18 protein-coding genes are annotated in these 17,151 nt (G+C 69.7%); 7 read left to right on the forward strand and 11 right to left on the reverse strand.

All coding sequences use genetic code 11. From position 1 onward, the window contains the following. Nucleotides 1-18: 18 nt before the first annotated feature. Nucleotides 19-1,437, reverse strand: a complete 1,419-nt coding sequence (locus FGL15_RS06860) for an FAD-binding oxidoreductase (RefSeq protein WP_240773834.1) — start codon at nt 1,435-1,437, stop codon at nt 19-21. A 195-nt stretch (nt 1,438-1,632) separates the two neighbouring features. Next, nucleotides 1,633-2,517 carry an alpha/beta hydrolase gene (locus FGL15_RS06865; RefSeq protein WP_168223342.1) on the reverse strand — a complete coding sequence of 295 codons (885 nt, stop codon included), beginning with the start codon at nt 2,515-2,517 and terminating at the stop codon, nt 1,633-1,635. Nucleotides 2,518-2,826: 309 nt separating this feature from the next. Between FGL15_RS06865 and FGL15_RS06870 the strand changes: the two genes are divergently transcribed. The 3 genes from FGL15_RS06870 (at nt 2,827) to FGL15_RS06880 (ending at nt 5,873) form a co-directional block, all read left to right on the forward strand. Continuing rightward, nucleotides 2,827-3,885 (forward strand): magnesium and cobalt transport protein CorA, encoded by a 1,059-nt coding sequence (locus FGL15_RS06870; RefSeq protein ID WP_064295772.1) that lies wholly within the window; start codon nt 2,827-2,829, stop codon nt 3,883-3,885. Nucleotides 3,886-3,999: 114 nt separating this feature from the next. Further along, entirely contained in the window at nt 4,000-4,452 is a 453-nt protein-coding gene (locus FGL15_RS06875; RefSeq protein WP_229939713.1) for a MarR family winged helix-turn-helix transcriptional regulator, read from the forward strand. A gap of 5 nt (nt 4,453-4,457) precedes the next feature. Next, the gene (locus FGL15_RS06880; protein ID WP_086475260.1) at nt 4,458-5,873 is read left to right on the forward strand and encodes an MFS transporter; all 1,416 of its coding nucleotides are present in this window, start codon (nt 4,458-4,460) and stop codon (nt 5,871-5,873) included. 115 nt (nt 5,874-5,988) lie between these two features. Here the strand turns inward: FGL15_RS06880 and FGL15_RS06885 are convergent, their stop codons facing one another. Further along, a complete protein-coding gene (locus FGL15_RS06885) occupies nt 5,989-6,918 on the reverse strand; it encodes an isoprenylcysteine carboxylmethyltransferase family protein (RefSeq protein ID WP_138945481.1) in 930 nt (309 codons plus the stop codon). 34 nt (nt 6,919-6,952) lie between these two features. Further along, nucleotides 6,953-7,333, reverse strand: a complete 381-nt coding sequence (locus FGL15_RS06890) for a DUF3054 domain-containing protein (protein ID WP_138945482.1) — start codon at nt 7,331-7,333, stop codon at nt 6,953-6,955. A 127-nt stretch (nt 7,334-7,460) separates the two neighbouring features. Here FGL15_RS06890 and FGL15_RS06895 point away from each other — a divergent pair, with 127 nt between their 5' ends. Then, nucleotides 7,461-7,754, forward strand: coding sequence for a DUF4287 domain-containing protein (locus tag FGL15_RS06895; protein WP_138945483.1), 294 nt, complete (start codon nt 7,461-7,463; stop codon nt 7,752-7,754). Between the two features lie 193 nt (nt 7,755-7,947). Here the strand turns inward: FGL15_RS06895 and FGL15_RS06900 are convergent, their stop codons facing one another. The 5 genes from FGL15_RS06900 to FGL15_RS06920 form a co-directional block, all read right to left on the reverse strand. Further along, nucleotides 7,948-8,760 (reverse strand): CPBP family intramembrane glutamic endopeptidase, encoded by an 813-nt coding sequence (locus FGL15_RS06900; RefSeq protein WP_168223343.1) that lies wholly within the window; start codon nt 8,758-8,760, stop codon nt 7,948-7,950. Between the two features lie 222 nt (nt 8,761-8,982). After that, on the reverse strand, nt 8,983-9,828 hold the full coding sequence (locus tag FGL15_RS06905) for a transglutaminase family protein (protein ID WP_079706431.1): 846 nt from the start codon (nt 9,826-9,828) through the stop codon (nt 8,983-8,985). Next, on the reverse strand, nt 9,825-10,754 hold the full coding sequence (locus FGL15_RS06910) for an alpha-E domain-containing protein (protein ID WP_064295753.1): 930 nt from the start codon (nt 10,752-10,754) through the stop codon (nt 9,825-9,827). The genes FGL15_RS06905 and FGL15_RS06910 overlap by 4 nt, the downstream gene beginning before the upstream one ends. Beyond that, nucleotides 10,748-12,457 (reverse strand): circularly permuted type 2 ATP-grasp protein, encoded by a 1,710-nt coding sequence (locus tag FGL15_RS06915; protein ID WP_138945484.1) that lies wholly within the window; start codon nt 12,455-12,457, stop codon nt 10,748-10,750. The genes FGL15_RS06910 and FGL15_RS06915 overlap by 7 nt, the downstream gene beginning before the upstream one ends. Nucleotides 12,458-12,530: 73 nt before the next feature. Then, nucleotides 12,531-13,472, reverse strand: coding sequence for an aldo/keto reductase (locus tag FGL15_RS06920; RefSeq protein WP_138945485.1), 942 nt, complete (start codon nt 13,470-13,472; stop codon nt 12,531-12,533). A 157-nt stretch (nt 13,473-13,629) separates the two neighbouring features. Between FGL15_RS06920 and FGL15_RS06925 the strand changes: the two genes are divergently transcribed. From FGL15_RS06925 to FGL15_RS06935, 3 genes are all read left to right on the forward strand, one after another. After that, nucleotides 13,630-14,070 carry a GNAT family N-acetyltransferase gene (locus FGL15_RS06925; protein WP_138945486.1) on the forward strand — a complete coding sequence of 147 codons (441 nt, stop codon included), beginning with the start codon at nt 13,630-13,632 and terminating at the stop codon, nt 14,068-14,070. A gap of 91 nt (nt 14,071-14,161) precedes the next feature. Then, nucleotides 14,162-14,593, forward strand: a complete 432-nt coding sequence (locus FGL15_RS06930; RefSeq protein WP_086475254.1) for a hypothetical protein — start codon at nt 14,162-14,164, stop codon at nt 14,591-14,593. Between the two features lie 29 nt (nt 14,594-14,622). Further along, on the forward strand, nt 14,623-15,549 hold the full coding sequence (locus FGL15_RS06935; protein WP_370282118.1) for an SMP-30/gluconolactonase/LRE family protein: 927 nt from the start codon (nt 14,623-14,625) through the stop codon (nt 15,547-15,549). 12 nt (nt 15,550-15,561) lie between these two features. On the opposite strand, the gene FGL15_RS06940 is transcribed toward FGL15_RS06935, so the two are convergent. Further along, entirely contained in the window at nt 15,562-16,599 is a 1,038-nt protein-coding gene (locus FGL15_RS06940) for a LacI family DNA-binding transcriptional regulator (RefSeq protein WP_138945487.1), read from the reverse strand. Between the two features lie 54 nt (nt 16,600-16,653). Further along, a complete protein-coding gene (locus FGL15_RS06945) occupies nt 16,654-17,148 on the reverse strand; it encodes a carboxymuconolactone decarboxylase family protein (RefSeq protein ID WP_205858697.1) in 495 nt (164 codons plus the stop codon). Nucleotides 17,149-17,151: the final 3 nt, after the last annotated feature.

Genomic DNA, 17,151 nt, shown 5'->3' on the forward strand with positions numbered 1-17,151 from the left:
AAGGGGCGTCGAACCAGGTCAGGAGTCGAAGCCGATGCCGAAGCGGTCCATGACCTTCAGGAGCAGGCCGTCGCGGCCTTCGTTCGCGTCGGAGCGGGCGACCGCGCGGCGGACGGTCTGGATCGCGGGGTTCGCGATGGGCTCCGGCGGGATGGGGATCGGCTTGGACCGGACCATCTTCAGGCGGGTCAGCTCCGTCGACTCGCCGCTCAGGAGATCGAGCATGACCCTCGCCCCGAAGCGCGTCGCTCCGACCCCGAGTCCGGTGAACCCGGCGCTGTAGGCGACGCGTCCGCCGAGTGCCGTGCCCTGGAACGCCGAGAGCCGCGAACACATGTCGATCATGCCGCCCCAGGCGTGGGTGAACCGGACGTCGAGTTGCGGGTAGGTCGTGAAGAAATGGTCGGCGAGCGTCTCGAACGTCTCGCGGCGCTGATCGTGCTCCGGCCGGATCCTGCCACCCCGGTGGTAGACCGCGTCGAAGCCGCCGTAGAGGATGCGGTCGTCGGCGGACCGGCGGGAGTAGTGGAACTCACGACTCGAATCGGCGATGCCGAAGCGGTCCGTCCACCCGATGCTCTCCAACTGCTCGGCGGAGAGCGGCTCGGTCATGAGCACGTAGTCGTACACAGGGATCGTCAGGAGCTCCGTGCGCTTGAGGAGCGAGGGGAAGCCGTTGGTGGCGAGCGCGACCTGTCGGGCCTGCACCCCGCCCTGCTTCGTGGTGACCGCGACGCCGTCGCCCGAGCGCCGCAGCCGGGTCGCCGGGGTGTGCTCGAAGACCCGCACACCGAGCTCGATGCACGCGCGCTTCAACCCCCAGGCGAGCTTCGCCGGGTGGACGAGCGCGGTGCTCTTCCACTCGCGCTGACCAGCCAGGTACACCGGCGAGTGCACGAGCGCCTGGACGGCCTCGCGATCGAGGAAGACGCCGTCCCCCGACACCTCGCGCAGCGCGTCCACCTGGTGCGGCTCGGTCGCGACCGTGAGCACACCGGTGTGCTCGAACTCGGCGTCGATCCCGAGGCGGTCGAGCGTGGCGACGAACTCGTCGAAGTTCTCGTCCGCCAGGCGATCGAGCTCCGGCAGTTCGTCGGCGAAGTGGCGCTCGCCGTTGTCGACGCCGTGGGTGAGGCTCTCCTCGAAGAAGCCGCCGTTCCGGCCACTCGCCGCCCAGCCGACCTCCTTGCCCTCGACGAGCACGACGTCACGCGAGGGGTCGGCCTCCTTGGCGATGAGCGCTGTCCACAGTCCGGAGTAGCCGCCACCAACGACCAGCAGATCCGCCGTGATCTGGCCGACGAGTCGGGGCTCCGGCGTCGGCCGGTCGGGGCTGTCGAGCCAGTACGGGACCGTGCTCGCGCCCGCCAGCGACCGCGCGATGCGCTCCGCCGAGTTCCGTCTGCGGTGGCTGTAGGTGGGTCCGTCCGAGGTCACCGGGTCTCCTCTGCGTCGAGTGTGGGTGCCGCGACTGTACCCCGCGGCCTCTGGGCTTGTCACCGGGTGGCCCGCCATGCCGGTCCCTGAGCTTGTCGAAGGGCGACGGACCCGCCTGTGGTCAGCCCTTCGACAAGCTCAGGGACCGGGGCGGGCGCTCAGGGACCGGGGCGGGCGCTCAGGGGCCCGGGCGGCTCAGGTGCGCTTGTCGAGCCACTCCACGACGTCGCGCTCGACGTCCTCGCGGTTCAGCTCGTTGAAGATCTCGTGTCGCGCCTCGGGGTAGATGACGAGCGTCACGTCCTTCAGCTTCGACCGCTTCACGTACGCGTCGCGGAGGAGGGTCAGGCCACGGACCCCACCGAGCGAGTCATCGGATCCACCCAGGATGAGTACCGGAACCGCGCGCGGCAGGCGCTTCGGCGGGCGACCGAGGAAGGCGAACGCCTGGATCGGGTTCCACACGGGGGTGACGCCGATGTCGAAGTTGCGCTCGTCGGCGGCGAACGCGGCCCAGGCGGCCGGGTCGCGGTTGAGCCACTCGAGACCGGTCTTCCCGGTCTTCCGCCAGCGCTTGTTGAGGTCACCGGCGTTGATGACGCCGGGCATCGCGAGTGAGGTGCCCGAGAGGATGAGGAGCTCGTACAGATCGTGTTCGGCGACGACCTTCTGCGCCATGAGCGAGCCCCAGCTGTGACCGAGCAACGCGAGCCGCGACTCGGGGAAGCGGGTCCGCAGGTACCGGCCGACGGCGGCGACGGAGTCGATCGCGCCCCGGGTCGTCCGCGGGCCGAGCTTGCCGAGGCCGAGGTGCTCGAGCCCCGTGCGACCGTGGCCGCGGTGGTCGTCGGCCGCGACCGTGTACCCCGCGTCGTTGAGCCGAGCGGCGAGGCGCCCGTACCGGAGGGCGTGCTCCCCCGCACCGTGGGCGATGTGCACGACGGCCCGCGGGTTCGGCACCTCCCACAGGTAGACGTAGACCGTGACGCCGTCGTCGTCGACGATCGTCTCGGTCGCATACGGTCGCGGCTCGACGGGGCGGTTCGCGTCGTCGACGGGTGGCGGAGTCTGCTCGCTCATCCCGCCAGCGTAGGCCCTCGGCCCGGCGGCGTCGCGAGTCCGTTTGCAGTTCCCGGAGGGCAGGCGTACGGTGAACGAGGCCCGAACGGCGGGCCGGCAGGTTTCGACGGAAGCGAGGTGAGCGGCCATGGCTGGTGACAGTATCCGCGCCATCGCGTCGACGAACCGCCTCGCCTCCCTCACCCGGTAGGCGCTGCCGCCGCCGGTGCCGAGGCGCCATCACTCACACCTCCCCGGGTGCGATCCACCGCGATCGCCTGCACCCGCGCGGCCGCCGCACGTTCCCGTCGATCGATGGACGGAGACCTCATGGCACTCATCGACAACGGCATCTACGTGACCGGACGGCGCTCGGCGAGCCCGCGATCGCTCGACGCGACGTACGAGCTCCTCAACGAACAGCGCGGCATGGCCTGGATCGGTTTGTACCGCCCGGAACCGTCGGAGATCCGCTCCGTCGCTCAGGAGTTCGACCTGCATCCGCTCGCCGTCGAGGACGCCCTGAAGGGACATCAGCGGGCGAAGCTCGAGCGCTACGGCGACACGCTGTTCGTCGTCCTGCGTCCCGCCCGCTACCTGGACGAGGAGGAGCGGGTCGAGTTCGGCGAGGTGCACCTGTTCGTCGGACCCGGGTTCGTCGTCACGGTCCGTCACGCCGAGAAGCCCGACCTCGGCCAGGTCAGGCGACGACTCGAAGCCCGGCCCGACATCCTCGCACTCGGTCCCGACGCCGTCCTGCACGCGGTGCTCGACCAGGTCGTCGACGGCTACGGTCCCGTCGTCGCGGGGCTCGAGAACGACATCGACGAGATCGAAGACGAGCTCTTCGGCGACGCCGCGGACGTCTCGCGTCGCATCTACGAGCTGCTGCGCCAGGTCATCGCGTTCCAGCGCGCGACCACGCCCCTGCGGGCCATGCTCCACGGCCTGCTGCAAGGCGCCGACAAGTACGGTCTCGACGAGGAGCTGCGCAACGGCTTCCGCGACGTGCTCGATCACACCCTCCGGATCGCGGAGCGCGTCGACTCCTTCCGTCACCTGCTCCGGAACGCGCTGACGGTGCACGCGACGCTCATGACGCAGCAGCAGAACGAGGAGATGCGACGCCTCTCGGAGGCGAGCCTCGCGCAGAACGAGGAGTCGCGTCGGATGAGCGAGACGGCGCTGGCGCAGAACGAGGAGATCAAGCGGATCTCCTCCTGGGCGGCGATCCTTTTCGCCCCGACACTCATCGGCACCGTCTACGGCATGAACTTCGACGACATGCCGGAGCTGCACTGGCAGTTCGGCTACCCGGTCGCGATCGGAGCGATGCTCGTCCTCTCCGGCACCCTCTACGCCATCTTCCGAGCCCGCCGCTGGCTCTGACCCCACCCCAGCCCGCGAACTGTCACCAACCGCTAGTCCTGCACCCCGTGCACTGTCGGTTGGTGACAGTTCGCGGGTTTACTTAGGGTAGCTAATTTGCTAGGCTAATGAATCGTGGCAAGCGGAGCAGCGACGAAGACCAGGGCACTGACGATCGCCGAGCAGGCGTCCGAACTCCGCATGGGCACCTTCCGGCTCGCGAGACGACTGCGCGGGGAGAAGTCGGTCGACGACCTCAGCGATCCGCAGTTCTCCGTCCTCGGAGGGCTCTACAAAGAGGGCTCCGCAACCCTGCGGGCACTGGCCGAACGCGACCGCGTGTCCGCGCCATCCATGAATCGCACCGTCAACTGCCTCGAAGAGGCCGGGTACGTCACCCGGGAAACCGACGCGGCCGACCGCCGGAAGGTCACCATCGCCCTCACCGAAGCGGGCCACACCACCGTCACCGAGACCGTCCGGAAACGCGACGCGTGGATCACCCAGCAGCTGCGCGCGCTCACCCCGGACGAACGCGACACCCTCGCCCGCGCAGCCGAGATCATGAGGAGACTCGCCACCCAGTGAGTGCAATGTTCCGTTCCCTGTCCAGCGTCAACTACCGCATCTGGTTCATCGGCGCGCTCGTGTCGAACGTCGGCGCCTGGATGCAGGCCACCACCCAGAACTGGGTCGTGCTGACCGACCTCACCGACAACGACGCCGTGGCCGTCGGCGCCACCATGGCCCTGCAGTTCGGGCCGCAGCTCGTCCTCGTGCCGATCACCGGTCTCATCGCCGACCGCTTCGACAAGCGGAAGATCCTCATCCTCACCCAGTCGAGCCTCATGCTCCTGGCGTTCGCCCTCGGCGCCCTGCTCATCTTCGGTCACGCCGAGCTGTGGCACATGTACCTCTTCGCGCTGGCCCTCGGCATCATCAACGCCGTCGACGGCCCGGCCCGCCAGACCTTCGTCTCCGAGCTCGTCGACGAGCACAACATGTCGAATGCCGTCGCGCTCAACTCGGCGTCCTTCAACGCGGCGCGCATGGTCGGCCCCGCCATCGCCGGTCTCCTCATCGTCGCGATCGGCTCCGGGTGGGTGTTCGTCGTGAACGCCTTCACCTTCCTCGGCGTCATCGGCGCCCTGCTGGCCCTGCGCACCGGCAAGCTCCGTCGCGCGCCGCGCCCACCGCGGGCTCGAGGACAGTTCGTCGAGGGCTTCCGCTACGTCCGCGGGCGGCCTGACCTCATGGTCGTCTTCGTGATCGTGTTCATCATGGGCGCGTTCGGCATGAACTTCCCGATCTTCGCCTCGACCATGGCCGTCGAGTTCGGCAAGGGCGCGGGCGAGTACGGCATCCTCTCCTCGGTGCTCGCGATCGGTTCCCTGACCGGCGCACTCCTCGCGGCGCGGCGGGCGCAGGCCCAGATGCGGATGATCGTCGGCGCGGCCGGGCTCTTCGGGGTCGCTGCGCTCACGGCCGCGTTCATGCCGAGCTACTGGTCGTTCGCCGCCGTGCTGATCCTCGTCGGCTTCTCGACGGTGACGCTCCTGACCACCGCGAACGGACTCGTGCAGACGAGCACCGAGGCGGCCGTCCGTGGCCGGGTGATGGCGCTGTACATGGCGATCCTCATGGGTGGCACCCCGATCGGCGCGCCCATCGTCGGGTGGGTGGCGAACACCTTCGGGCCGCGCTGGGCGCTCGGCCTGGGCGCACTCGCCGGGTTCGCCGCTTGCGCCACCGGCCTGGCCTACGGGGTGTTCCGTCATCACCTCCGCCTGCGCGTCGCGCCCGACTCCCGCTGGCGCCTGCAGTTCACCCACGACGGGGTCGTGTCCCCGGTCACGCCGGAGGACTTCTCGGAGCAGATCGCGCTCACCTCGCCGATCCCATTGCCGAAGCCGAAGTCGCGCGCGAAGGCGCCCGAGCCGCGTCCGGAGTCGCGTCCCGAGTCATCGCCGGTCGACGAGTCGACGACCCTCACCGGCTCCCGCCGCTAGACGGTCCTCCGCTCCGACCCGCTCGGCGTTCACAACTCCTGCATCCTGCGATCGCCGGGGCTCCCGGGCGGTCGGGGCGGCGGGCGACGCGGCCGGTCGTCACCGGCAGCAGGAGTTACGAACGAGCCGCCACCGGACGGAGGCTCGGGACCCAGCACCGCAGGTCCTCGCGGTAGCGGCGGTACGGCTCGCCGAAGCGCGCCTCGAGGTCGGCCTCTTCGACCGGCCGGACCAGGACGTTCCAGACGACGGCGCCGAAGACCGCGTAAACGACCACGATCCAGGACGACAGCAGGAGTCCGACGCCGACGCCCTGCACGATGCTGCCGACAGCCATCGGATTGCGGACGAAGCGATACGGCCCGGCGATGACGAGTCGGTTCGGCATCGCGGCGGGCAGCGGCGTCCCACCCCCGGTCGTCGCCATCGCGGCCGCCGACCAGAGTCCGACGACGCTCCCGAGCACCAGGACGACGATGCCGGCGGCGACGGCGATCTGCTCCGCGCCCGGCGGCAGGGCGATCGCGACCCGCCACCGCAACTCGAAGAACCGCAGGACGGCGGGGATCACCGCGAGGAAGACGCCCCAGAACGCGACGATCTCGACGGCGGTCCTCACGAGTTGCGACCCGGTCGACGCCGTCGCGTCCGCCGAGCGGAAGGCGAACGGCCCGACGGCGATCCACGCTCTCGGGATCCCGCCGGTGAGGACGAGTGCGAGTGCCGTGACCGAGCCGACTGCGGCGCCGACCATCAGCAGGGCGCCGATCCCCGCCTCTTGGGTCACGGCCGCGAAGATCCCCAGCGACACGGTGACCAGCAGCGTCCATGCGGTCGCGAGGATCGCCGCCCATCGGATGGCGCATGCGGCGAGCGCCGAGGCGACCACGAAGAGTGGGACGTCGAGCGCGGCCATGACGACGGGGTCGAGGCTGCCGAGCGTCGCCATCCGGACGGGCGGGACGAGGAACACCGACACCCACCACGCTGCACCGGCGAGGGCCTGCACGGCGAAGTACCAGCGCCCCCAGCGCTCGGCGCTCATGTGTTCGTCGGCGTCGCTGTCGGTGTCGGCGTCGTCATGGGCGTCGGCGGGCGATGAGCCACGCGACGAAGCGCCACCCCAGGAGGAGTGCGGCGAGGACGAGGACGGTCACGATGACGAAGCTGAGCTGGACGCCCTGGCCGGAGACCGCGCGCAGCACCATCCCGACGACGACGGTCGACACCCAGACGACGACGCCGGCCCAGCGGACGGAGCGGGTCTCGCGCTGACCCAGGACGAGTGCGAGGACGTGTCCGACGAGGAGTCCGACGGCGAACGGCCACAGCGTCACGAGGAGTCCGAGGATGCCTTCGCCGTGACTGGCGCGGCCGATGAGGACGAACACGATGACGGCGAGGAGGTCGATGCCGACGGTCGCGGCGAATCCGGCGGGGGTCCTGCTGGGGCGGTCCATCCCCTCACCCTATTGGCGTCGTCGCCGCCCACCCTGGAGGGTGGCCGCATGGCGCGCTGCGGGGTCTGTCGCTCGGTGCCGTCGCTGGCTACGATGGCGCTGACACCCGATCGACGAAGGAGCCGTCATGTCGTTCCAGGCCTATCTCGATGCCGCCGAGGCGAAGACCGGTAAGACCCCGCGCGCGCTCGTCGATGAGGCGCACGCCCGCGGCTTCGACGCGTCGACGAAGGCCGGCGAGATCCTCGAGTGGCTGAAGGCGGACTACGAGCTCGGCCGGGGTCACGGGATGGCGCTCGTGCACGTCATCAAGAACGGTCCGTCGATCAGCGAGAAGCACGTCGGCACCGACGGAGTGCACCGAGACGAGTCGACCGAGCTCTGGCTCGACGGAGCGGCGACGAAGCCCACCGCCGGCTGACTCCCTGGTTGCTGCCAGCGCGGTGCGCTCGCGTGAGCGCGGGTCTGTGGCGTGAGCGCGCCCCTCTGGAGACCCGCGGTCACCCGCCAGACCCGCGCTGAAGCCTGAACACCGCCGCTCGCGTCAGCGCACCGCGCTGGGCCCGGGACACCGGCCTTCGCGTCAGCGCACCGCGCTGGCGGACGGACATCGCTCAGTACCAGAAGATCGGGATCCAGTCGCGGTGGTGCGCGTGGACGATCGCGAGGAAGACGATCGCGTCGAAGAGCAGGTGCACCGCGAGGATGTACCCGAGCGACCGCGTCTTCGAGAACAGGTACCCCTGGAGGAGTGCGAAGGGGAAGGTCAACAGCGGACCCCACGAGCGGTAACCCAGTTCCCACAGGAACGAGACGAAGATGACGGCCTGCAGCAGGTTGGCCTGCCAGACCGGGAAGTGCCGACGCAGCAGGGCGAAGCAGGTGCAGATGAAGAACAGTTCGTCCCACGTGCCGACCGCGTTGACGCCGACGAAGAAGCGACCGAGTTCCCCGGCGTCGCTGATCACCGGCCAGTTCTCGTATGCGCCCGAGCGGATGAAGTAGAACGGGAGGATCGCCCAGCCGAGCAGCGGGACGGCGAAGAGATAGGCGATCTCGCCCTTCGTCTTCTTCTCCCGGCTGCGCCAGGGGAAGGTGATCGCCTTCCTCCGGTAGGCGAATCGGTCGATGAGGAACGGGACGCCGACCGCCAGCAGGAGGACGGTGCCGATGCGGAAGAAGCTCGGCCAGGAGACGTCCGCTTCCACGGACGTCGTCGAGACGATCCCGATGCCGATCGCGATGAGGAACAGGTCCTTCGCGAGTTCACGGTCGATGAGGATCGCGGTCGCGAGCGCGGCGACGAGGAGCGGGTAGCCGGCGAGCGGCTGCATGAGTCCGAAGAGGCAGAACGCGGACGCGGCGAGCAACACCGCGGGGATCAGCTTCATCGGGCGGCGGGCCGGGACGATCATCTCGGTCTGCATGCCGATGATCCTACGGGTGCCGGCGCGGGGCGCCGACGTGAGCGCGGGCTTGTAGGCGTCGGCGCAGTGCGCTGACGCGAGAGCACCCGAATGGGCGCGACCGCGTGGCCTGCGCGTGAGCGCGACCCTCCGGAGACCCGCGCTCACGCGCATGACCCGCGCTCACGTCAGCGCACCGCGCTGGCGCAGCCACCGAGGAGGGTCTCCCGCGGTGGAGTCGGGTCAGGCCTCTCGGGTGATCTCGACCTTCACGAAGAGCTTCGAACGGTAGGGGCCTGCGTAGACACCACGGAGCGGGGAGACGTCGCCGTAGTCACGACCCCGCCCGATGAGGACGTGACGCTCACCCACGTCGACCATGTTGGTGGGGTCGAACCCACGCCAGTCACCGCAGAACCACTCGACCCACGCGTGCGACTCCCCCGTCACCGTCTCGCCGATCGCCGCGTGCGGCTTCGGGTGCAGGTACCCCGACACGTAGCGGGCCGGGATCCCGACCGACCGCAGCGCCCCGAGGACGATGTGCGTGATGTCCTGACAGACGCCCTTGCGGTTCGCCCACGCCTCGGCGGCGGTCGAGTACACACTCGTGACGCCCTGCACGTAGTCCATCTGCTCGCCGATCTCGCGGCTGATCGCCATCGCGGCCTCGCAGGGGCTCTCGTAGCGGTCGGCGATGGTCCGGGCGAGCTCGACGAGGTCGTCCGGCGGCGTCGTGCGTCGGGTCTGTTCCAGGTGCTCCACCCGGGTCACGGCTGCCTGGGTCGCGATGTCGAGCTGCTCCCAGCCGGTCGGGTGCGGCTCGTGCTTGCGCGGCCGGACCTCGACGAGACTCGTCGCCGTGAGCGAGAGCTCCTCGTGCGGCGTCAGCACCTCGAACGCCGAGACCTTCATGCCCCAGTAGTCGGTGTACGTCGACTGCGACGCCCCCGGCTGGATGTCGATGTGCGAGTACAGGACGTACTGGTCCTCGGTGGTCACCGGCAGCATGCGCGCCTCGTTGTACGACGCGTTGACCTTGCCGCCGTAGGAGAAGCCCGTGCTGTGCTTGATGTGGAGCCGGGTCATGAGTTCTCTCCGATCCACGCGGGCACCGCATGAGTGGGGAAGTAGCGTTCGCGGATCGCCTCCGACACCTGGCTGGTGACGTTCTGCACGGCGTCCATCCGACCGGGGAGGTCGACGAGCGTGTCCTGGATGGGCCGGTACTCGAGGTCGCTGCGGATCTGCCCGAGCAGGCGCTGGGCGGAATCCACCGTTCCGACACGGCCTCGGCGCGGTTCGAGGTCACGCATGCACTCCTCGGCCCGGCTGATCGAGAACATGACCGACCGGGGGAACAGCTGGTCGAGCAGCAGGAACTCGGCCGCGTTCTTCGCGCTCGGCATGCCGCGGTACGTGCGCAGGTAGGCCTCGTAGGCGCCGCAGGAGCGGAGGATCGTCGTCCAAGACGGGCCGCTGGCCTCGGTGAGCGACCGCGTCGCCAGGAGTCGGGCGGTCATGTCGGCGCGTTCGAGGCTGCGACCGAGGGTGAAGAAGCGCCAGGCGTCGTCACGACTCGTGGCGGAGTCGACGATGCCGACGGCGAGGGCCGAACGCTCGCGCACCCACCCGAAGAACTCGTGCACCTTGTCGCTCGCGACGCGTCGCGGCATCCGGGCACGGGTCGTGTTGAGGCACTCCCAGAGCTCGGTCGACACGATCTCGCGGGCACGTCGGGCGTTCTCGCGGGCGGCGCCGAGCGAGTAGGCGATCGACGCCGGGTGCGTGCGGTCGACGGCGAGCTGCGCGAGGACGTCCTGGCGGGTGAGCTCCTGGTCGGCGGGCGCGTCGCTGCCCATGACGGACAGCAGCGACCGGCAGGCGGTGTCCTCGTCGATCCACGGGTCCTCGAGCAGCAACTGCAGGTGGACGTCGAGGATGCGCGCGGTACCGTCACTTCGTTCGATGTAGCGGCCGATCCAGAAGAGGCTCTCGGCGATGCGGCTCAGCATGATGCGTCCTCCTGCGTCGACCCGTCGGCAGCGGGCTTGGCGAGCGTCTGCTGCTGTTGCTCCTGCTGGTCCTGGTTGCCGGCCGGACGGTCCTGGGGCGAGTGCTCCGGGGTCGTGCCGTGGTCGTAGATGATCGGGATCGACGTCGTCTCGGTCGTGGCCTGCTCGGCGACGAGACCCTGGATGTCGTGCGAGGACGCCTCCGGCGCCGCGTTGGGATCGAACGGACGTCCGACGACCCAGGTGTCCTTCGAGCCGCCGCCCTGGCTGGAGTTCACGACCAGCTGACCCTCCGGCAGGGCGACGCGCGTCAGGCCGCCGGGCAGCACCCAGACGTCGTTGCCGTCGTTGACCGCGAACGGTCGCAGGTCGGCGTGGCGGGGACGCATGCCGTCCTCGACGAGCGTCGGGATGGTGGAGAGCATGACGACCGGCTGCGCGATCCAGCCGCGCGGGTCCTCCTGCAGCTTCGTCTTGAGGGTCGCGAGCTCCTCCTTCGACGCGTCCGGACCCACGACGAGCCCCTTGCCGCCGGAGCCGTCGACGGGCTTGATGACGAGCTCGTCGAGGCGGTCGAGCACCTCTTCGAGGGCGAGCGGGTCCTCGAGCCGCCAGGTGTCGACGTTCGGGAGGATCGCGTCCTCGGCGAGGTAGTACTTGATGAGGTCGGGCAGGTACGTGTAGACGAGCTTGTCGTCGGCGACACCGTTCCCGACCGCGTTCGCGATGGTCACGTTGCCGAGGCGCGCGGCGAGCATGAGCCCGGGCGAACCGAGCATGGAGTCGGCACGGAACGACAGCGGGTCGAGGAACTCGTCGTCGACACGGCGGTAGATGACGTCGACGCGGGTGGGCCCGGCGGTCGTGCGCATGAAGACCTTGCCGCCGGAGCAGAAGAGGTCGCGGCCCTCGACGAGCTCGACGCCCATGAGCCGCGCGAGCAGCGTGTGCTCGAAGTACGCGGAGTTGTACACGCCGGGGGTGAGGACGACGACGTTCGGGTCCTCGACGCCGGGCGGGGCCGACGCACGCAGCGCCTGCAGGAGCTTGTTGGGGTAGTCGCCGACCGGACGGACGCGCATCGAGACGAACAGCTCGGGGAGCGTCTGCGCCATCACGCGACGGTTGGAGATGACGTAGCTGACGCCGGATGGGACGCGCACGTTGTCCTCGAGCACGCGCATCTGCCCGTGCTCGTCGCGGATGAGGTCGATACCGGAGACCTGGATGCGGACGCCGTTCGCGGCCTGGATCCCGTAGGCCTGCCGGTGGAAGTGCGACGACGAGGAGATGAGCTTCGCGGGGATGACGCCGTCGCGCACGGCGAGCTGCGGGCCGTAGACGTCGGCGAGGAACGCCTCGAGCGCCTTGACGCGCTGCTTGATGCCGGCCTCGACCTGCGTCCACTCCTGCTGCTCGATCACCCGCGGGACCGCGTCGAGCGGGAACGGACGCTCCTCACCCGCGAAGTCGAAGGTCACGCCCTGCGCGAGGTAGGAGCTGGCGAGGGCGTCGGTGCGGCCTCGGAGCTCCTCCTGGGTCATCCGTGCGAGGGAGCTGTAGATCTCCTGATACGCCCGTCTGGCGGTCGCACCACCCGCGTGTTCCGCCGCCTCGCCGAACATCTCGTCGAAGGCGGGGACGCCGCCCGGAGTCTTGCGCGGGGCGAGCGTGCCGCCATAGCCGTTGAACAGGTCACCCATGGGCCGACTCTACCGGGACACATGTTGCCGGGGTGTTTCGGAGCGCGGGGAGGTGCCCTCGCCGGTACCGCCCCTACGCGACCGAGGCGGCGGTGAGGGCGGCCAGCTCGTCGGCGGAGAGCTCGAGTGTCGCGGAGGCGAGCAGGTCGGGCAGCTGCTCGACCGTGCGGGCACTCGCGATGGGCGCGGCGACGGTCGGCTGCGAGCGGAGCCACGCGAGCGACACCGTCGCGACGGAGACGCCGTGGGCCGCGGCGACCTCGTCGAGGACGGGCAGGAGCGCGGCGTGGTCGTCGAGGTAGGCCTGCGCACCCTCGGCGCGGACGCTGTCGACGCTCGACCCCTCGCGGTACTTGCCCGTCAGGAAGCCCTTGGCGAGCGAGAAGTACGGCAGCACCGCGAGCTGCTCGCTCTCGGCGATCGAGCGCAGCTCACCCTCGAACTCACGCTCGACGAGGTTGTAGTGCGGCTGGAGGGCGATCGGGCGGTGGAGCCCCTTGGCCTCGACGATCTCGAACCACTCGGCGATGCGCGCGGCGGAGTAGTTGGAAATACCCAGGTAGCGGACCTTGCCGGCGTCGACGAGCGACGACAGTGCCGTCACCGTCTCCTCGAGCGGCACCGACTCGTCGTCGAAGTGCGCGTAGTAGAGGTCGATGTGGTCGGTGCGGAGGCGCTCGAGCGAGGCGTCGGCGGCCTTCAGGATGTTGTCGGCCGAGAGGCCCTTGAAGTCGGGGTGCTGACTGACCTTCGTCGCGATGACGAGCTCGTCGCGGTTGCCCCGGAGTTCCTGCCACTCCCCGATGAGTCGCTCGGAGTCACCGCCGGTGTTGCCGGGCACCCACGCCGAGTAGCCGTCGGCGGTGTCGATGAAGTTGCCGCCGCCCGCGACGAAGGCGTCGAGGATGTCGAACGAGGTCTGCCGGTCGGCGGTCCAGCCGAACACGTTGCCGCCGAGGTTCAGCGGGAAGACGGACAGGTCGGACGTTCCGAGGGTGGTGCGGGCGTGAGTCATCTGATGGTCCTCCAGGGTTCGGTGCATCGCTGGTACTTCTCCTCACGCTAAGCCCGCGGACGGCTCGACTATTCCGTCGTGTCGCCCGATGACGAGCGTGCCACCGAGGCCGGACTGGCTCTCCGCGGCCCGTCGTCGGCCGTCCTACAGTGGGCCGATGGGCTACCGCATCGACGACTCGAAGGACCGCATCGACCGGGACGCCGTGTGGGCCCTGCTCCGCGAGGTCTACTGGGCCAAGTGGCGCAGCCGTGCCGACGTCGAGACGCAGATCGACGACGCCTGGCGCGTGATCGGCGTGTACGAGGAGGAGACCGGCGCGCAGGTCGGCTTCGCTCGCGCGGTGTCCGACGGACTCGGCTTCGGCTACCTCGCCGACGTCATCGTCCACGAAGCACACCGGGGCCACGGGCTCGGTAAGCGGATCGTGCAGGCCATGATCGACGACGGCCCCGGCGCGCACTTCCGATGGACACTCTTCACGAGCGACGCGCACGGCCTCTACGAGCAGTTCGGGTTCACCGATCCCGGCCCGACGGCGCTCGTCCGTCCAGCTGCGCAGCTGCCCGTCCACCCGAGCCAGGCGCCGACCGCCTGAGGTGCGGCGACGCGTCGCCCGACGGCGACTCGAGCGACGAATCGGTGCACCTCACCGCAGGCCTCCAGCCGCGACGGGCTAGCGTTGACGTATGTGGATCTCCGACGACGGCCGGTACAACATCGTCGACGTGCCCGCGGAGGCGTATCCGGGGCGCGCCTATCTGCTCGAACTCGTCGCCGGTCTCGAACCCGACGAACTCCACACGCTCGTGACCCGCATGCAGGAGTTCGACGACGCGATGATCGACCGACTCGAGGTCCTCGTCGACGACGACGCCCCCGAGGTCGCACCGGATCCGGAGCGTGAAGCGCCGTACGTCGACGAGATGATCCCGCGACGCGTCCTCGACTCGATCGACTGGGACGCGATCCTCACGCCACCGTTCCGGATCGAGGCGATCGACGTCGCCGGTGACCGCTGGCGCATGGACGCGTGGGCCTTCCTGGAGTCGATCGTCGAGCCGCCCGTCACCCGACCGAGCGCGCGCAACCTCGGCTCCTCCCCCATCGATCCGGCGTAGACCGGCACCTGCCGAATAGGCTGGGCGTCATGACCGACGACGACGTCACCATGACGAACGAACCCTCGCCGCTGCTCGCCGAAGGAGCCGGACTCGAGCACCTGTACACGGGCGCGATCTGGAGCGAGGGGCCCGCGTGGATCGCGGAGACCGGCCGGGTGCGCTGGAGCGACATCCCGAACGACCGCATCCTCGAGTTCGACACCGCGACCGGTGAGACGGCCGTGTTCCGCGATGGCGCCGAGTACACGAACGGCCGCACGATCGATCGCGAGGGCCGGGTCGTGCAGTGCAGTCACGGGCGCCGCGCGGTCGAGATCGAGGGGCCCGACGGCCCGGTCACGCTCGTCGACCGCTGGGCCGGCGGCCGCTTCAACTCCCCGAACGACGTCGTCGTGCATTCCGACGGCTCGATCTGGTTCACCGACCCGCCGTACGGCATCGACGCCAGCGGACGTGAGGGGCACCCGGGTGAGCAGGAGTACGACGGCTGCTACGTCTTCCGGTTCGAGCCGGACACCGGAGCGATCGAGCCGGTGATCACCGCCCTCGTCCATCCGAACGGGCTCGCGTTCTCCCCTGACGAGTCGATCCTGTACGTGTCGGACACCGGTGACGGCGCACTCCGCATCGCGGCGTACGACGTCGCCGAGGACGGCGTCTCGGTCGTCTTCGGCGACACCCCGGGTCGCACCTTCGCGAGCACCGCGGTACCCGCGTCCGACGGCTTCCGGATCGACGTCGACGGCAACGTGTGGTCGTCGGCGGGCGACGGCGTCGAGGTGTTCGACCCGTCCGGCGCGACCATCCTGCGCATCCCGGTCCCGGAGCGCACCGCGAACGTCTGCTTCGGCGACCCCGACGGCCGCACCCTCTACATCACGGCGTCGAGTTCCCTGTACCGAATCCGAACCGCCACCCACCAGAGCCCGCGAACTGTCACTCCAGCACAGTGACGGGGCGCTGGACTAGCGGTTGGTGACAGTTCGCGAGCTGGCGCGGGGGACGAGTTCGGGGGCGAAGACGATGTGGCGGGATGACGGGGGCGGGACGGGGGCACCGTCGGCGACGGCGAACTCCTGGAGGAGCAGCTCGACGGCCGCGACACCGAAACCCTCGTGCGGCGCCCGCACCGAGGTGAGCGGGATGATCGACGACTCCGCGAACTCGATGTCGTCGTAGCCGACGATCGCGATGTCCTCGGGCACCCGGACCCCGTGCTCGACCACGAGCGTCTGCATGATGCCGAGCGCCAGCAGGTCGTTGACCGCGAAGACGGCGTCGGGACGGGCGTCGACCGGTCGTGCGGCGATCGCGCGTCCGAGCTCGCGCCCCTCGGCGATCGTGCGCTCCGTGCCCGCGATGACCTCGAGCGTGGCTCCCGGAACCGCTGCGACGGCCGCACTCGCCCCCTCGAAGCGGTCGGCGACCTGGCGGATGCCGAGCGGACCACCGACGAACGCGAGCCGACGACGCCCGGTCTGCAGCAGGTGCTCCGCGGCGAGGAATCCACCACGGACGTCGTCGACCGACACCGACGGCTGGTCCGGTGACGACGCGAGCTGCCCGACGAGGACCGACGGGATGCCCCGCTGCCGGATGCTCGTCAACCGCTCCTCGACGGACTCGTGGGAGGCGACGAGCATGCCCTGCACACGCTGCGCCTCGAACATGCCGAGATAGGCGTCCTCGCGCTCACGACTCCGGTTCGAGTTGGCGATGAACACCGAGAGACCGTCTTCGGCCGCGCGCTGCTCCACCCCCTCGGCGATGGTCGCGAAGAACGGGTTACTGACGTCCGGCGCGATGTACGCGATGGTGCCACTCCGACCGAGACGGAGCTGCCAGGCAGCGTTGTTCCGCACGAACCCCAGCTGGTCGATCGCCCGCTGGATGCGTTCCTGCTTCTCCGGCGAGACGCGATCGGGGTGGTTGATGTAGTGCGACACCGTCCCCATGGAGACGTCGGCGAGCGTCGCGACCTCGCGGATTCCGACTCGTCCCATGCTCCACCCCTCCTGTCGTCCTGCGGCGCTGCGGGCGCTCGCCCGCGGCCCGGCTCAGTCTAGATCGCCCGGTCCCGGACGGTCCTGAGGGCTGCCGGGCTGCTGGTCGCGCGGCTCCGGGCCGGTCCAGTCCGGCCCGAGCGGCTCGGGGATCTCCACGCCGACCTCGATGAGGGCGTCGGTGACGACACGGATCGCGTTGAGGGCGCGAGGGAACCCCGCGTACTGCACGGTGTGGATGACCGTCTCGAGGATCTCCGTCGCGGTGCAGCCGACGTTGATCGCACCGCGGGTGTGGCCGCGCAGCTGTGGTTCCAGCCCACCGAGCGCGACGAGAGCCGCGAGGGTGATGAGCTCCCGCTGCGCCAGCGAGAGCCCCGGCCGGGAGTAGATGTCGCCGAAGTTGAACTCGATGCCGAAGCGCGCGAGGTCCTGCGCGAGCCCGGTCTGCATGGCGACGAGCCCCTCCGACTTCCCCTCGCCGTACACCTCGTCGAACTTCGCCTTGCCGCGCTCGAGTCTCGTCATGTCCTCTGGTCCTGTCGTCATCGT

Origin of the sequence: Plantibacter sp. M259 (assembly GCF_006065115.1) — a bacterium.
In the GTDB taxonomy this organism is placed as follows: Bacteria; Actinomycetota; Actinomycetes; order Actinomycetales; family Microbacteriaceae; genus Plantibacter; species Plantibacter auratus.

Coding starts and splice junctions, on each gene's coding strand:
- FGL15_RS06885 (WP_138945481.1), bottom strand. CDS start 6,918: ATGAGCGCCGAGCGCTGGGGGCGCTGGTACTTCGCCGTGCAGGCCCTC.
- FGL15_RS06920 (WP_138945485.1), bottom strand. CDS start 13,472: ATGACTCACGCCCGCACCACCCTCGGAACGTCCGACCTGTCCGTCTTC.
- FGL15_RS06945 (WP_205858697.1), bottom strand. CDS start 17,148: ATGACGACAGGACCAGAGGACATGACGAGACTCGAGCGCGGCAAGGCG.
- FGL15_RS06905 (WP_079706431.1), bottom strand. CDS start 9,828: ATGACCCGGCTCCACATCAAGCACAGCACGGGCTTCTCCTACGGCGGC.
- FGL15_RS06890 (WP_138945482.1), bottom strand. CDS start 7,333: ATGGACCGCCCCAGCAGGACCCCCGCCGGATTCGCCGCGACCGTCGGC.
- FGL15_RS06940 (WP_138945487.1), bottom strand. CDS start 16,599: ATGGGACGAGTCGGAATCCGCGAGGTCGCGACGCTCGCCGACGTCTCC.
- FGL15_RS06935 (WP_370282118.1), top strand. CDS start 14,623: ATGACCGACGACGACGTCACCATGACGAACGAACCCTCGCCGCTGCTC.
- FGL15_RS06865 (WP_168223342.1), bottom strand. CDS start 2,517: ATGAGCGAGCAGACTCCGCCACCCGTCGACGACGCGAACCGCCCCGTC.
- FGL15_RS06910 (WP_064295753.1), bottom strand. CDS start 10,754: ATGCTGAGCCGCATCGCCGAGAGCCTCTTCTGGATCGGCCGCTACATC.
- FGL15_RS06880 (WP_086475260.1), top strand. CDS start 4,458: ATGTTCCGTTCCCTGTCCAGCGTCAACTACCGCATCTGGTTCATCGGC.
- FGL15_RS06895 (WP_138945483.1), top strand. CDS start 7,461: ATGTCGTTCCAGGCCTATCTCGATGCCGCCGAGGCGAAGACCGGTAAG.
- FGL15_RS06870 (WP_064295772.1), top strand. CDS start 2,827: ATGGCACTCATCGACAACGGCATCTACGTGACCGGACGGCGCTCGGCG.
- FGL15_RS06900 (WP_168223343.1), bottom strand. CDS start 8,760: ATGCAGACCGAGATGATCGTCCCGGCCCGCCGCCCGATGAAGCTGATC.
- FGL15_RS06930 (WP_086475254.1), top strand. CDS start 14,162: ATGTGGATCTCCGACGACGGCCGGTACAACATCGTCGACGTGCCCGCG.
- FGL15_RS06915 (WP_138945484.1), bottom strand. CDS start 12,457: ATGGGTGACCTGTTCAACGGCTATGGCGGCACGCTCGCCCCGCGCAAG.
- FGL15_RS06925 (WP_138945486.1), top strand. CDS start 13,630: ATGGGCTACCGCATCGACGACTCGAAGGACCGCATCGACCGGGACGCC.